Here is a 14865-nt window from a genome sequence, read left to right as displayed (position 1 = left end):
CAGGGCGCGCAGGACGGGAGGCGGTCATGAGCCGGTCCCCTCGCGCGCAGGCGGCGCGCCGCTCCTGGGGCGACGACGACTCCGCCACGCCGATCCTCCACGTCGACATGGACGCCTTCTTCGCCTCGGTCGAGCTCCTCGAGCACCCCGAGCTCGCCGGGCGCCCCGTCATTGTGGGAGGGACCGCGGGGCGGGGCGTCGTCTCGGCCGCCTCCTACGAGGCCCGTGTCTACGGCGTGGCCTCGGCCATGTCGATGACCGAGGCGCACCGGCGCTGCCCCCAGGCGGTCGTCCTGCCCGTGCGCCACGGCCTGTACTCCCGGGTCTCGCGCCGGGTGATGGACATCCTGGAGCAGGTCACGCCGCTGACGGAGAAGGTCAGCGTCGACGAGGCCTTCCTCGACGTCTCCGGAGCGCGCCGGCGCATGGGCCCGCCGGTCGCGATCGCCCGCTGGATCCGCGCCGAGGTCCGCGATCGCATCGGCGTGCCCGCCTCGGTGGGCGTGGCCGCCACCAAGTTCGTCGCCAAGCTCGCCTCCTCCCACGCCAAGCCCGACGGGATGCTGCTCGTGCCGGCCGACGCCACCCAGGACTTCCTCGACGTCCTGCCGGTGGGGGCGCTGTGGGGGGTGGGGGACAAGAGCGCCCGGGCCCTTCAGCGCTGGGGGATCCGCGACGTGCGGGCCCTGGCCGCCACCGACGTGCGGCGCCTGGAGAAGATCCTCGGGCCCGCCGCCGGCCGTCACCTGCACGACCTCGCCCACGGCATCGACCCGCGGCCCGTGAGCCCGGGGCGCGAGGAGAAGTCCGTGGGGACCGAGTCGACCTTCTTCGAGACCATCACCGACCGCGCCCACGCCCGCCGCGTCCTGCTCGACCAGACCCACCAGTGCGCCGCCCGCCTGCGCGCGGGCGAGCTGCGCGGCCGCGTCGTCGTGCTCAAGGCGCGCGGCGCCGACTTCGTCACCGTCACCCGCTCGCGCACCCTGTCGGCTCCCACGGACCTGGCCCGCGACCTGTTCGCCGTCGTCGAGCGCCTCTTCGACGCCCTGCCCACCCCGGGGGGCGGCTTCCGGCTGCTGGGCGTCAGGGTCGAGGACCTGGCCCGCCCCGACGACGGCGTCCAGCTCCTGCTGGACGACGACCCCCGGCGCGGGGCGCCCGAGCGCGCCGCCGACGCCGTGCGCCGGCGCTGGGGCGCCGGGGCCCTGGCCCCCGCGAGCCTCCTGGACCCGCCTGCCGGTCCGCCCCCGGGGGCCGCGGCCCCAGGATCGGCGCCATGAGTTTCCCAGATGCGACGCTCACCGATTATCCTGGAAGTGTCCGGAACCGCGCCGGCGCGGGCCGACCTGTCGCGGCGCCGCCACCGGAGCACGAGACTCGGGAAAGCGAGGTGCGCTGTGGCGTTGTCAGAGCGTGAGCAACAGGTGCTGCGCGATCTGGAGGAGCAGCTTCACGTCGAGGACCCGTCGTTGGCTCATACGATGGACAGCGCGGAGGTCCCCGCGGGGCGGGTCTCGCCGCGCCACGTGGGCGCGGGCGCCGCCCTGGTGCTGGTGGGGCTGGCCCTCGTGATCACGGGAGTGGCCGTGGGTCACTCGGTGGCCTCCATCTTCCTGGGCGTGGCGGGCTTCGGGCTCGCGGTGTGGGGCGTGACCCTCATGCTCACCCGGGTCGATTCCCCCGGTTCCCGGGGCTCGCGGCGCAAAGGGGCTCCCGGCGGGCGCTCCGCCGGATCATCGTTCATGGGCCGCCAGTCCGAGCGCTGGGACCGGCGCCGCAGCCGCGAGGACTGACTTGAGGCCCGGCCGGGCCCCGACCCGGTCCTGAATCCCTCCACTTCCCTCCACCCGCAGCTCTTCGAGCCCCGTCACCCCCGGTGACGGGGCTTCTTGTGCTTGACATCACGTCCGCGGCCGGTGGCGGCGCCACGCCGGAGGACGACCGCCGACCGGCTCCCCTCCACTTCGCTCCACCGCGGAAAACGGCGACTTCGTGCCTTCTGAGACGGGAGCGTGACGCGGATGCGACGCCTGGTGTGGGAGAAAAGGGAGGGAAGTGGAGTACTGTGGGGCCCATTGGATCGTCGAGGTGGGGAAGGAGGGATGCTCAATGTTCCTGGGCACCCACGCCCCCCGCCTCGATCAGAAAGGACGACTCATCCTCCCGGCGAAGTTCCGGGACGAGCTGGCCGGGGGAGTGGTTCTCACCCGAGGACAGGAACACTGCCTCTACGTCTTCACCGCCGCGGAGTTCGAGCGCATGTACGCCCAGCTGCGCGAGGCTCCGCTCGCCCAGAAGCAGGCGCGCGACTACGTGCGCGTCATGCTGTCGGGCGCGGACTCTCAGATCCCGGACAAGCAGGGGCGCATCACCCTGCCCGCCTCCCTGCGGGCCTACGCGGGGCTGAGCCGGGACCTGGCCGTTATCGGCGCCGGAGCCCGCGTGGAGATCTGGGACGCCGAGGCCTGGAAGACCTACCTGGCTGCGCAGGAGCAGGTCTTCGCCGACACCGCCGAGGAGGTCATCCCCGGCTTCTTCTGACCATCGCTCCGCGGCCGCGCGCCGCGAGCACAACCGCATACCCGATACCCGTGCCGAGCACCCGCGGCCCCGTCCCGTGAGGTCTCCGCCCGCCGCAGCATCCGACGCCACTTCCCCGGCGCCGGAACACGCGGGAGGAGTCCTGGTGGGACAGGGCCGGGCCCGCCCAGTGGCTCGCGCCCGCTCGCGCACCATCCAGACCCGCAGGACCGACCAGGAAGGAGGAGGCGGTGAACGAGATCGGAGCAGCCGTCGACTCCGGTTCCGCCGGTCGCCCCGGGGCCGCCCCGGCGGCTCGACCCGGCGCCGGGCGGGCAGCCGAGCTCCATGCGCCCGTCCTCCTGGACCGCTGCCTCGACCTGCTCGCACCGGCCCTGACCGGGGCGGGGGCGCCCGAGCGCCCCGTCCTCATCGACTGCACGCTCGGCATGGGCGGGCACGCCGAGGCCGCTCTGGAGCGCTTCGGTACCCTCGCGGTCGTCGGGATCGACCGCGACCCCGAGGCCATCGCGCTGGCGTGCTCGCGGCTGGACCGCTTCGGCGAGCGCTTCCGCGCGGTGCGCACCACCTACGACCGCGTCGACGTCGTCGCGCGCGAGGCCGCGGGAGCGGCCGGACGGTGGGACGGCGTCGTCGACGCGGTCCTCATGGACCTCGGAGCCTCCTCCCTCCAGCTCGATCGCGCCGAGCGGGGCTTCTCCTACGCCCGCAGCGCTCCCCTGGACATGCGCATGGACCAGTCCGGCGGGCCCACCGCCCAGGACCTCCTCGACACGGCCGGGGAGCGCGAGCTGGCCCGCATCCTGAGGGCCTACGGCGAGGAGCGCTTCGCCTCGCGCATCGCCGCCGGCATTGTGCGACGGCGCGAGGCGGGCGACCCGGTCAGGTCCACCGACGCCCTGGCGGACCTGGTGCGCGCCTGCGTGCCCGCCGCCGCGCGCCGCACCGGCGGCCACCCGGCCAAGCGGACCTTCCAGGCGCTGCGCGTGGCGGTCAACGACGAGCTGGAGCTGCTCGAGCGCGCCGTGCCCCGGGCGCTGAACTCCGTGCGGGTCGGCGGGCGCGTCGTCGTCGAGTCCTACCAGAGCCTGGAGGACCGCATCGTCAAGCGGGCCCTCACCGCGGGGGCCTCGCCGTCGGCGCCCCCGGGACTGCCCGTCGTGCCCCGGGACGCCCTGCCCTATCTCGAGCCGGCCACCCGCGGGGCGGTCAGGGCCGACGACGACGAGCTCGCCGCCAACCCCCGCAGCGCGTCCGTGCGGCTGCGGGCCGCCACCCGCATCCGCCCCGCCGCCGAGGCCCCCGCGCCGGAGCCCGCCCCCAGACCCCGCCCCCATCCCGCCCGAACGCCCGCACAAGGAAGGAGAGGCAGATGAGTACAGCCGCGGCCCGAGTCCGCCGTCCACGTACCGACGACATCGCCCCATCCGGTCGGCGCTCCACGGCGCGCGACCAGGTCAAGCAGGTCAGGGAGCAGCCCCGGCTCCGCGTCGTCCGGGGGGTCGCCCCGGCGCGATCCACCCTGCCGTTTCTGCTGGTGGTCGTCGCGATCCTGGTGGGAGCACTGGCGGCATCCATGCTCCTGAACGCCAAGATGGCGGACACCGCCTACAAGATGAAGGCGGCGCAGGCCGAGCTCAACGTCCTGAACGACCACATCGAGACGGTCCGCTCGGACGTCCAGGAGGCCTCCTCGCCCGACGCGCTCGCGTCGCGGGCGGCCGCGCTGGGCATGGTCCCGGCCGCGGCCCCCGGCGTCATCGACCTGTCCAGCTCGACCCTGTCCGGCGGCACCGCCGCCACGGCGGACTCCAAGTAGGGACCCCGTGAACCCCAGCCGCCGTCGGGCCCTTCAGGTCATGGGCCTGGCCGGGTTCACCGCCCTGGCCGGCCGCACCGCCTGGCTCCAGGTGGTCGCCGGCCCGGAGCTCGCCGCCAGGGCCAAGGACGAGCGCACCGTCACCTGGGTCAACCGCGCTCCCCGCGGGGAGATCCTGGGACGTGACGGCACGGTCCTCGCCTCCTCCGCCGTCTCGTACGACATCGGCGTCAACCAGCTCAAGATCGCCCAGTACGAGCAGACCGAGGACCGCGTCGACCCGGCCACCGGCCAGGAGTCGCAGGCCGTCGTCGGGCACGGGGCGGCGGCCGCCGCCAGGCAGATGGCCGACATCCTGGGCGTGGACGCCCAGGAGCTCGGCGCCCAGATGGTCGGGGAGTCCCCCTACACGGTCATCGCCGAGGCCGTCTCGCCGGACACCTGGCGCCAGATCAAGGCGCTGGCCATCCCCGGCGTCGAGCCCGACCAGCGCACCCGCCGCACCTACCCGGCGGGGAAGGTGGCCGGCAACGTGCTCGGATACACCTATGAGGGGGACGGCCGCGTCCTCATCGGCACCGCCGGCCTCGAGCTGACCCAGAACGAGCAGCTCACGGGTGTCGACGGCGAGGGCAGCGTCGAGATCGGCAAGACCGGGGCCATCATCCCCACCGGCGAGCAGGAGGAGGTCGAGGCGGTGCCGGGGACGACGGTGCGCACCACCGTCAACCCGGACCTGCAGGCCATCGCGCAGGACGCCATCGACGAGGTCGTCAAGGCCCAGGGAGCCGACTGGGGGTGCGCGGTGGTCATGGAGCCCTCCACCGGCAAGGTGCTCGTGCTGGCCGACTCCAACGCGGTCAACCCGGCCGACTTCCAGGCCACCGCCGAGGAGGACCGCACCGCCCGCAGCGTCCAGGCGATCTTCGAGCCCGGCAGCGTCGGCAAGGTCATGACCTTCGCCGCCGCGCTGGAGGAGGGGGCGATCACCCCCGAGGACTCGTGGACCGTGCCCTACACGTGGACGGCCGCCAACGGGCAGACCTTCCGCGACTCCCACGAGCACCCGACCCAGAGCCTGACCACCGCCCAGGTGCTGGCCGAGTCCTCCAACGTCGGCACCGTGCAGATCGGCGAGAAGCTGTCGGCACAGGTGCGCCACTCCTACATCGAGCGCTTCGGCTTCGGCAGCCTCACCGGCATCGAGATGCCCGCCGAGTCCGCCGGGATGCTCGGCGCCGCCGAGGACTGGGACGACCGGACCAGCTACACCACCATGTTCGGCCAGGGGATCGCCGGGACCGCGCTCCAGGCCGTCCAGGTGCTGGCGACCGTCGCCAACAAGGGCGTGCGCGTCGCCCCGCGCATTATCGACGCCTGGATCGACCCCAAGGGAAAGGAGACTCCTCAGACCGCTCCGGAGGGGGAGCGCGTCATCTCCGAGCCCGCCGCAAACGCGCTCACGGAGATGCTCATCGGCGTCACCCAGGAGGGGGGCACCGCGGAGGCCGCCTCGATCAACGGCTACCTGGTGGCGGGCAAGACCGGCACCACCGAGATCCTCACCGAGGACGGCACGGTCGCCTCCTTCGTGGGCTTCACGCCCGCCCGCGACCCCGCCATCGCCGTGGCCGTCATCGTCTACCGACCCCGGGACACCTACGGCGGCACGGTCTCGGCCCCGGTGTTCCGCAAGATCGCGCTCGCCACCATGCACTCCCTGGGCATTGCGCCCGATCCGTCCATCGCGGCGACCCAGGCCGCCGAGCAGGCCGACGCCGAGGCCGCCCAGGCCGCCCAGGCCGCCGGCGACCACGGCTAGCCGAGCCCCGGCGCGCGGGCCGCTCGGTGTGGGGGAGCGCACCCCGTGACGGTCACCTGGGCCGTGACCAGGGCGTAGCCTTCGACCTGCGCGGTCCCCTGCACGTTCCGGCGGCGCGAGCCGTCACCTTCCGGCCACGATAGATTGAGGAACCATGAGCAACCACGCGTACGAGTCGGCTGCCGCGCTGCGTCCGCACCACAGCGCTCCGGTTACGGTGAAGGACCTCGCTACGCGCTTCGCGCTGCGCCCCGCCTCCGGGGCGGAGGCGCCCGACGGCCTGGCCGTCACCGGCGTCAGCGTCGACTCCGCGGACGTCGCCCGCGGCGAGATATTCGTCGCTCTGCCCGGATTCACCCACCACGGCGCGCAGTTCGCCCCCGAGGCGGTCGCGGCCGGCGCGGTCGCGGTGCTCACCGACGAGGCCGGTGCGGCCGCGGTCCGCGCCTCGCTCCCGCAGGTGCCCGTGCTGATCGCCGACGACCCGCGCGCCGTCGCCGGCCCCCTGGCGGCCGAGGTCTACCACCACCCCGCCGAGCGCCTGACGGTCACCGCGGTCACGGGCACCAACGGCAAGACCACGACCTCCTACTTCAACGACGCGATCCTGACGGCCCACCTGGGCGGGTGCATGGTCGCGGGCACGGTGGAGCTGCGCGTGGGCGGCCTGTCGATCGAGTCCCCCCGCACCACCGTGGAGGCCCCCGTCCTCCAGCGCATGATGGCGCTGGCCGTGGAGGAGGGCGTGGGGGCCGCCAGCCTGGAGGCCTCCAGCCACGCGATCGTCCTGCACCGCCTGGGAGGCACAGTCGTAGACGTCGCCGGCTTCACCAACCTGCAGCGCGACCACCTCGACTTCCACAAGACCATGGAGGCCTATCTCGACGCCAAGGCCCTGCTGTTCACCCCCGAGCACGCCCGGCGCGGCGTCGTCTGCGTCGACGACCAGTGGGGGCGCCGGCTCGCCGACCGCATCGAGGGGGCCGGCCTGATCCCCGTGGACCGCCTGCGAGCCTACCCCGCCGATGGCGCCGATGGATCGAAGGCGGCCCCCGCCGACTGGTGGGTCAGCGACGCCGCCGTGTCCATGACCGACTCCGCCACCACCTTCGTCCTGCACGGCCCGGACTCCGAGCGCGTCGAGGCATCCTGCCCGCTGCCCGGTCTGGTCAACGTCCAGAACGCCGCCCTGGCCCTGGTGATGACCATGCGCGCGGGCGTCCCCGCCGACACCGCCGTGGCCGCCCTGGCGAGGGCCCACAACATCCCCGGGCGCATGCAGCGCATCACCCACCGCGACGGCGTGCGCGGGCTGTGCATCGTGGACTTCGCCCACACGCCCGACGCCCTGGAGCTCGCCCTCAAGGCCGTCCGCCAGATCACCCCGGGCCGCCTCATCGTCGTCTTCGGCTCCGACGGCGACCGGGACAGGGGCAAGCGGCCCATGCTCGGCGAGGTCGCCGCCCGCCTGGCCGACGTCCTGGTCGTCACCGACGAGAACCCCCGCAGCGAGGACCCCCAGTCGATCCGCGACGCCGTCCTGGCCGGCGTGCGCTCGGTGCGCCCCGACCTGGCCGACGTCGAGGAGATCACCACCTGCCGCGGCGACGCCGTGCGCCGCGGCGTCGAGATATGCGGGCCCGAGGACACCGTCATCGTCACCGGCAAGGGCCACGAGCCCTTCCAGGAGGTCGCCGGGAAGTTCATCCGCTACAACGACGCGCCCGTCATGCGCGCGGCCGCCGAGGCCACGTGGGGGCCGGTGACGCCCGCATGATCCCCCGCCCCCTGCCCCGCATCGCCTCCCTCGCCGGCGCCCCCGCCGGCAGTCTCGCCGGCGCCGACGACGGCGCCGCCGCCCGGACGGTCACCGATGTCGTCACCGACTCGCGCAGGGCCGGCCCGGGCGCCCTGTTCGTGGCCATCGCCGGTGAGCGAACCGACGGCCACGCCCACGTCGGCCAGGTCGCCTCGGCCGGGGGCGCGGCCGCCCTGGTGAGCGACCCCGGCGCCGCCCGCGCCTCCCTGGCCGCCGCGGGCCACGACCCGGACGCCTTCCCGCTCCTGGTCGTCCCCGACACCGTCGAGGCCCTCGGCGAGCTCGCCCGCGGCCACCTGGTGGACCTGCGCGAGCGCGCCGCCGCGCGGGGCGAGGCGCTCACGGTCGTGGCCGTGACCGGCTCGGTGGGCAAGACCACCACCAAGGACCTGGCCCGCCAGCTCCTGGCCGCGCAGGGGCCCACCGTCGCTCCCGTCGCCTCGTTCAACAACGAGGTCGGCCTGCCCCTGACCGTGCTGGAGACCGACGAGTCCACCCGCTACCTCGTGCTGGAGATGGGCGCCTCCGCCCCCGGGCACATCGCCTACCTCACCCGGATCGCCCCGCCGGACGCCGCCGCCGTCCTCGTGATCGGCCACGCCCACCTGGAGGGATTCGGCTCGATCGACGGCGTGGCGGCCGCCAAGAGCGAGATCGTCTCCGGCCTGGTGGCCACCGGGACCGCGGTGCTCAACGCCGACGACCCGCGGGCCGCGGCCATGGCCCGGCTCGCTCCGGACGACGTCCTGACCTTCTCGGCCACGGGCGCCCCGGCCGACCTGCGGGCCACCGGCGTGCGCCTGGGGGACGACGCCAGGGCGGCCTTCGACCTGCACGCCCCCGGCCTGACCGGGTCCCGCCGCGTGCGCCTGGCGCTGCCCGGCGCCCACAACATCGTCAACGCGCTGGCCGCCGCGGGCCTCGCGCTCGCGGCCGGGGCGCCCGCCGGGGCCGTCGCCGAGGCGCTTGGCAGCGCACGCATCGAGAGCCCGCACCGCATGGACGTGCGCGAGGTCCCCTTCGACGGCGGCGGCATCCTGCTGATCGACGACTCCTACAACGCCAACATCGACTCCATGACGGCCTCGCTGGCCTCCCTGCCCGCCCTGGCCGCCGACCGGCGCCGCGTCGTCGTCGTCTCCGAGATGCTCGAGCTGGGGGCGTCCGCGGCGGCGGACCACGCCCGCACCGGCGAGCTCGCGGCCCGGGCGGGGGCGGCCCTGCTGATCACCGTCGGCGGCGGCGCCGCTCCCGCCGCGCGCGCCGCCGCCGCCGACGGCGTGCCCACCGTGGAGCTGCCCGACGCCGACGCGGCACTCGCCCTGCTCGACTCACCCGACTGCCCGCTGCGCGACGCGGACGCCGTTCTGGTCAAGGGGTCCCACGACTCCGGCGCCTGGCGCATCGCCGACCGCCTCAAGGAGATGGACGCCCGATGACCGCGATCCTCGCCGCTGCCGCCGTCGGCATGCTCGTCACGCTGCTCGGCACCCCCTTGCTGATCCGCTTCCTCCACCGGCGCCAGTACGGCCAGTTCATCCGCGAGGACGGCCCCCAGGGCCACTTCACCAAGCGCGGCACCCCCACCATGGGCGGCCTGGTCATTATCCTGGCCACCGTGCTCGGCTACGCGGTCGCCAACCTCATCGAGCTGCGCCCCCCTCGCGCCAGCGGGGTGCTGCTGCTCTTCCTCGTCGTGGGACTGGGCCTGATCGGGTTCCTCGACGACTTCGAGAAGATCTCCAAGGAGCGCTCGCTGGGGCTGCGCGCCTGGCAGAAGATGCTGGGGCAGGCGCTCATCGGCATCACCTTCGCCGTGGTGGCCCTGTGCTTCGCCGACCGCTACGGGCTGACCCCCGCCTCCACCCGCATCTCCTTCGCGCGCGACACGAACCTGGACCTGGCCTTCGCCGGGGCGGCGGCGGGCCTGGCCCTGTTCGTCCTGTGGGCGAACTTCCTCATCACCGCCTGGTCCAACGCCGTCAACCTCACCGACGGCCTTGACGGGCTCGCGGCCGGCTCCTCGGCCATGGTCTTCGCCGCCTACACCCTCATCGGCGTGTGGCAGACCAACCAGTCGTGCGCCTACGGCCACCCCGACGTCGTGGCCACGCTGTGCTACCAGATCCGCGACCCGCGCGACCTGGCCATGATCGCCGCCGCCCTCATGGGCGCCTGCTTCGGCTTCCTGTGGTGGAACGCCTCCCCGGCCAAGATCTTCATGGGCGACACCGGCTCCCTGGCCCTGGGCGGGGCGCTGGCGGGCCTGTCGATCCTGAGCCGCACGGAGTTCCTGGCCGTCATCCTCGGCGGGCTCTTCCTGGCCGAGGTGCTCAGCGACGTCATCCAGGTGGCGTCCTTCAAGTCCACGGGCAGGCGCGTCTTCCGCATGGCGCCGCTCCACCACCACTTCGAGCTCGGCGGATGGACCGAGGTCAACGTCGTCATCCGCTTCTGGATCGTCGCCGGGGTCTGCGTCGTGGTGGGGCTGGGCCTGTTCTACACCGAGTACCTCGTGTCGTGACCGGGGCGCCGCGCACACCGTCTTCCTCACAACCGCTTCGCACGACCCCAGGATCGAGACCGCCAGTGACCACCGCCGACGCCATCACGCTTAAGGACCTGGCCGGGGCGCGTGTCGGCGTCGTCGGCGCCGGCCGCACCGGGCTCGCCGTCATCGAGGCGCTGACCGGCCTCGGCGCGCGCATCCACCTGCTCGACGCCCGCCGGGACGCGGCCGACGCCGTGACGGCGCCGCTCGAGCGGGTCACCCTCGGCGACGACCGCGCCCAGGCCGACGCCCTGGACCGGGCCCGCCCCGACCTGCTCATCGTCTCCCCGGGGGTGCCGGCGACCGGTCCGGTCCTCGCCCGCGCACGCCGGGACGGCATCCGGGTGTGGAGCGAGATCGAGCTCGCCTGGCGCTTCCAGCAGGCCACCCGCCCCGAGGTGCCGTGGATCGTCGTGACGGGGACCGACGGCAAGACCACCACCGTCGGCATGCTGGCCGCCATCCTGACCGCGGCCGGGCTCGATGCCCCGGCCGTGGGCAATATCGGCTCCCCCACCATCACCACCGTCCTTGAGGGCCGGGCCGACGCCATGGCCGTCGAGCTGTCGAGCTTCCAGCTCCACACCACCCGCACGCTCAGCCCGCTGGCCGCCGCCTGCCTCAACCTCGCGCCCGACCACCTCGACTGGCACGGCGGCATGGAGGCCTACAGGGCGGACAAGGCCCGCGTGTATGCGCGCGCCCGGCAGGCGGCCGTGTACAACGCCGCCGATCCCGCGACCCGGGCCATGGTCGAGCAGGCCGACGTCGCCGAGGGCTGCTGGAGGATCAGCTTCTCGCCCGGACCGCCGGACGCGGGCCAGGTCGGCCTGGTCGACGACGTGCTCGTCGACCGGGCCTGGTGCGCCGACCGCCCGCACCACGGACGCGAGCTGGGCACCTTGGAGGACCTGGCGCACCTGGCGCCGGGCGGGGAGGCGGGCCGCCTGCCCGCCCACATGGTCGCCGACGCCCTGGCCGCCGCCGCCCTGGCCCTGGCCCACTGGGCGGTCGCCCGCGACCCCGGCGCGGTCGCCCGCGGCCTGCGCGCCTTCACCCCCGGCGCCCACCGCATCGTCACCGTGGCCCAGGGCGGGGGCGTCACCTGGGTCGACGACTCCAAGGCCACCAACCCCCACTCCGCGAGCGCGGCCCTGACCTCCCTGCCCGCGGGCACCGGCGTGTGGATCGTCGGGGGCGACACCAAGGGCGCCTCCTTCGACGACCTCGTGCGCGCGGTGCGCCCCGCCCTGCGCGGCGCCGTCGTGATCGGCAAGGACCAGGCCGACGTGCTGGCCGCCCTGCGCGCCCGGGCGCCCGGGCTGGCGGTGACCCGCGTCGCCGACGGCGACAGCGCCTCAGTCATGGACGGGGCCGTCGCGGCGGCCGCCGCCCTGGCGCGCCCCGGGGACACCGTCATGCTCGCCCCGGCCTGCGCCTCGTGGGACCAGTTCAGCTCCTACGCCCACAGGGGCGACCTCTTCGCGGCCTCGGCGCGCGCCCTCCTCGGCGGCGAGCGGACGGGGGACAGGCCATGATGGCGCGCTCGCACGGCCGGTCCACGCGCGGCAGAGCCCATCGCACCGGCGTGGCGCGGCTCGGGCGCGCCCGCAGGCCGGTGACTCCGCCCTCGGCCGAGACGACCCCGCGCCAGCGCTCTGAGCCTGCCCGCAAGCCGGCCCGCAGGCCGGCTGAGCCGTCCGCCGGGAGCCCCGAGGCCTCGACGACGCCGAGGACCTCGGAGGCCCCGGCGCCCCGCGGGCCGCGGCAGTGGTGGCACCGGGTGATGGGCGGCGACGGACCCCGGCCGGGCGAGCCCGCCACGCTGACCTACTACGCCCTGCTGCTGTCCACTCTCTTCCTGCTCCTGTTCGGCCTGGTCATGGTCTTCTCGGTCCAGTCGGTGACCGTGGCGGCCCAGGGCCAGGACGCGTTCACCGAGTTCGCGAAGTACCTCATCTTCGCCGTGGTCGGCCTGGCGGGCATGACCGCCGTCGCCCACGCCCCCGTGCGCCTCCTGAAGCGGATCGCCGTCCCCGCCCTGATCCTCGCCATCCTCGGACAGGTCCTCGTCTACGCCCCGGGCGTGGGCAGCTGCGTGGGGGGCAACTGCAACTGGGTGCGCGTCCCCGGCATCGGCACCATCCAGCCCTCGGAGTTCATCAAGCTCGCCCTGTGCCTCTACCTGGGGGCCATGGTCACCACCCGTCAGGACATCTTCCTGCCGGGGGTCGATACGTGGCGCAAGCTCGGGCGCCTGGCCGGATGGATCTTCGCCCCGGTGGCGCTGGCGGTGGTCCTCGTCCTGGGCGGCGGGGACCTGGGCACGGTCGTCGTGCTGGCGCTGCTGGTGGCCGGGGCCCTGTGGATGGGAGGACTGGGCCGGCGCTGGTTCGTGGGGCTCGGCGGCCTCGGGCTGGGCGCCTTCGCGCTGCTGTCCGCGCTCTCCTCCAACCGCCGCGCCCGCATCCTCGCCTGGTGGCGCCCCGACGACGGAGACATGTACGACGTCGGCTACCAGCCCAAGCACGGGCGCTGGGCGCTGGGCACCGGGAACCTGTGGGGCGTGGGCCCGGGCTCGTCGCGCCAGAAGTGGGGCTATCTCACCCAGGCCGACTCCGACTACATCTTCGCCGTCCTGGGCGAGGAGTTCGGCCTGATCGGCACGCTCATCGTCATCGCCCTGTTCGCCGTCATCGGCTGGTGCTGCGCGCGCATTATCAGGCGCTCCCGCTCCCTGTACGTCTCGGTGGTCACCGGCGGCCTCATGGCCTGGATCGTCGGGCAGGCCCTGATCAACATGAGCGTCGTGGTCGGCCTGCTGCCCGTGCTCGGCGTGCCCCTGCCGCTGATCTCCAAGGGCGGCTCCGCCCTGGTCTCGGTGCTCATGGGCATAGGCGTGCTGCTCGCCCTGGCCCGCAATGAACCCGGCGCGCCCGAGGCCCTGCGCGCCAGCGGAGCGGCCGTTCGCCGTACTCTTGCCGTGATCGCCCCCCGCAGGAGGAACCGTGCCTGACACCCATCTCACCGGTGCGCCCGAGGACGCCCCCGCATCCGCGGCCCGCCGCCCGCTGCGCGTGCTGCTCGCGGGCGGCGGCACCGCCGGACACGTCAACCCGCTCCTGGCCACGGCCGCCGCCCTGCGCGACCCGGCGATCGGCGGGGACGAGCGCGCCGAGCTCCTCGTGCTGGGCACCCGGGAGGGGCTGGAGGACCGCCTCGTGCCCGAGGCCGGCTACGAGCTCGCCTACGTGCCCCGGGTGCCGATGCCGCGCCGCCCCACCGGGGACCTGTTCATGCTGCCGCGGCGGCTGCAGAAGGCCGTGGCCGCCGCCGGGGGGGCCATCGGGCGCGTGGGTGCGCAGGTCGTCGTCGGCTTCGGGGGCTTCGTGTCGACGCCCGCCTACCTGGCCGCCCGGCAGGCGGGCGTGCCCGTGGTCATCCACGAGCAGAACGCCCGGCCGGGCCTGGCCAACCGCCTGGGCGCCGGCTGGGCGGCGGCGGTGGCCCTGACCTTCGCCTCGACCCGCCTGAAGGCCTCCAAGGGGCGCACCGAGGTCACCGGCCTGCCCCTACGGCCCGCCATCGGAGCCCTGGTGGCCGAACGGGCCGACGCCGAGGGGGCCGCGCGCGCCCGCAGCCGGGGCGCGGCCGCCCTGGGCCTGGATCCTCTGGCCCCGACCCTTCTCATCACCGGCGGCTCCCTGGGCGCCCAGCACCTCAACGAGGTCATCGCCTCCTCCCTGGCGCGCCTGCCCGCCGACCTCCAGATCCTCCACCTGACGGGGCGCGACAAGGACGCGCCCGTGCGCGCCGCCCTGGAGCGGGCCGCCGCCGAGGGCGAGTGCGCCCCCGACCTGACCGACCGCTACCACGTGCTGGACTACCTGTCCGCCATGGAGCAGGCCTACGCGTGCGCCGACGGCGTCATCTGCCGCTCCGGCGCGGGCACCGTGGCCGAGCTGACCGCCCTGGGCCTGCCCGCCCTCTACGTGCCGCTGCCCATCGGCAACGGCGAGCAGAGGCTCAATGCCGCCGACACCGTCGCCGCCGGCGGGGGCCGCCTCGTGCCCGACGGCGACCTGGCCGCCGACGACATCGTGTCCTTCACCGACCTGCTGGCCGACGCCGAGGCCCGCGCCGAGGCCGCCGAGGCCGCCGCCTCCACCGGGGTGCGCGACGCCGCCGCCCGCCTGGCGGCGCTCGTCCGCTCCGTCGCCGCCGGACCAGGGGCCGGTCCGCAGCCCGAGACGAGACCCGAGGCCGATTCCACCGGAGAGTCGGCGGACCAGGAGGCCGATTGATGCGAG

12 protein-coding genes are annotated in these 14865 nt (G+C 74.6%); all 12 read left to right on the top strand.

Annotated features, from left to right (window positions below; all coding sequences use genetic code 11):
* The first annotated feature begins 26 nt into the window (after window positions 1-26).
* The 12 genes from dinB (at window position 27) to AIF0345_RS10215 (ending at window position 14859) form a co-directional block, all read left to right on the top strand.
* Entirely contained in the window at window positions 27-1283 is a 1257-nt protein-coding gene (gene dinB / locus AIF0345_RS10270; RefSeq protein WP_268917372.1) for a DNA polymerase IV, read from the top strand.
* A gap of 117 nt (window positions 1284-1400) precedes the next feature.
* On the top strand, window positions 1401-1796 hold the full coding sequence (locus tag AIF0345_RS10265; RefSeq protein WP_268917371.1) for a DUF3040 domain-containing protein: 396 nt from the start codon (window positions 1401-1403) through the stop codon (window positions 1794-1796).
* Window positions 1797-2112: 316 nt separating this feature from the next.
* Entirely contained in the window at window positions 2113-2544 is a 432-nt protein-coding gene (gene mraZ / locus AIF0345_RS10260; protein ID WP_268917370.1) for a division/cell wall cluster transcriptional repressor MraZ, read from the top strand.
* A 239-nt stretch (window positions 2545-2783) separates the two neighbouring features.
* A complete protein-coding gene (rsmH, locus tag AIF0345_RS10255) occupies window positions 2784-3920 on the top strand; it encodes a 16S rRNA (cytosine(1402)-N(4))-methyltransferase RsmH (RefSeq protein ID WP_404976011.1) in 1137 nt (378 codons plus the stop codon).
* On the top strand, window positions 3917-4363 hold the full coding sequence (locus tag AIF0345_RS10250; RefSeq protein ID WP_268917368.1) for a hypothetical protein: 447 nt from the start codon (window positions 3917-3919) through the stop codon (window positions 4361-4363). The genes rsmH and AIF0345_RS10250 overlap by 4 nt, the downstream gene beginning before the upstream one ends.
* 7 nt (window positions 4364-4370) lie before the next feature.
* Window positions 4371-6185: a peptidoglycan D,D-transpeptidase FtsI family protein gene (locus tag AIF0345_RS10245; RefSeq protein WP_285296101.1), complete on the top strand. Its 1815-nt coding sequence runs from the start codon at window positions 4371-4373 to the stop codon at window positions 6183-6185.
* A gap of 154 nt (window positions 6186-6339) precedes the next feature.
* Window positions 6340-7962 carry a UDP-N-acetylmuramoyl-L-alanyl-D-glutamate--2,6-diaminopimelate ligase gene (locus AIF0345_RS10240; protein WP_043560691.1) on the top strand — a complete coding sequence of 541 codons (1623 nt, stop codon included), beginning with the start codon at window positions 6340-6342 and terminating at the stop codon, window positions 7960-7962.
* Entirely contained in the window at window positions 7959-9443 is a 1485-nt protein-coding gene (locus AIF0345_RS10235) for a UDP-N-acetylmuramoyl-tripeptide--D-alanyl-D-alanine ligase (protein WP_285296100.1), read from the top strand. Before AIF0345_RS10240 ends, AIF0345_RS10235 begins: the two co-directional genes overlap by 4 nt.
* Window positions 9440-10528 carry a phospho-N-acetylmuramoyl-pentapeptide-transferase gene (gene mraY / locus AIF0345_RS10230; protein ID WP_268917365.1) on the top strand — a complete coding sequence of 363 codons (1089 nt, stop codon included), beginning with the start codon at window positions 9440-9442 and terminating at the stop codon, window positions 10526-10528. Before AIF0345_RS10235 ends, mraY begins: the two co-directional genes overlap by 4 nt.
* Window positions 10529-10593: 65 nt before the next feature.
* Complete coding sequence (gene murD / locus AIF0345_RS10225; protein WP_268917364.1) at window positions 10594-12093, top strand: UDP-N-acetylmuramoyl-L-alanine--D-glutamate ligase; 1500 nt, start codon at window positions 10594-10596, stop codon at window positions 12091-12093.
* Window positions 12094-12341: 248 nt separating this feature from the next.
* Window positions 12342-13571, top strand: coding sequence for a peptidoglycan glycosyltransferase FtsW (locus AIF0345_RS10220; RefSeq protein WP_043560684.1), 1230 nt, complete (start codon window positions 12342-12344; stop codon window positions 13569-13571).
* Complete coding sequence (locus AIF0345_RS10215) at window positions 13564-14859, top strand: UDP-N-acetylglucosamine--N-acetylmuramyl-(pentapeptide) pyrophosphoryl-undecaprenol N-acetylglucosamine transferase (RefSeq protein WP_285296098.1); 1296 nt, start codon at window positions 13564-13566, stop codon at window positions 14857-14859. The genes AIF0345_RS10220 and AIF0345_RS10215 overlap by 8 nt, the downstream gene beginning before the upstream one ends.
* Window positions 14860-14865: the final 6 nt, after the last annotated feature.

Source organism: Actinomyces israelii (assembly GCF_030253495.1).
GTDB lineage: Bacteria > Actinomycetota > Actinomycetes > Actinomycetales > Actinomycetaceae > Actinomyces > Actinomyces israelii.
This window is presented reverse-complemented; position numbering and strand designations above follow the sequence as displayed.

Bases quoted from the DNA above. Each gene is read 5' to 3' on its own strand.
- dinB (WP_268917372.1), top strand. From the start codon at position 27: ATGAGCCGGTCCCCTCGCGCGCAGGCGGCGCGCCGCTCCTGGGGCGAC.
- mraZ (WP_268917370.1), top strand. From the start codon at position 2,113: ATGTTCCTGGGCACCCACGCCCCCCGCCTCGATCAGAAAGGACGACTC.
- AIF0345_RS10250 (WP_268917368.1), top strand. From the start codon at position 3,917: ATGAGTACAGCCGCGGCCCGAGTCCGCCGTCCACGTACCGACGACATC.
- AIF0345_RS10240 (WP_043560691.1), top strand. From the start codon at position 6,340: ATGAGCAACCACGCGTACGAGTCGGCTGCCGCGCTGCGTCCGCACCAC.
- AIF0345_RS10235 (WP_285296100.1), top strand. From the start codon at position 7,959: ATGATCCCCCGCCCCCTGCCCCGCATCGCCTCCCTCGCCGGCGCCCCC.
- mraY (WP_268917365.1), top strand. From the start codon at position 9,440: ATGACCGCGATCCTCGCCGCTGCCGCCGTCGGCATGCTCGTCACGCTG.
- AIF0345_RS10220 (WP_043560684.1), top strand. From the start codon at position 12,342: ATGGGCGGCGACGGACCCCGGCCGGGCGAGCCCGCCACGCTGACCTAC.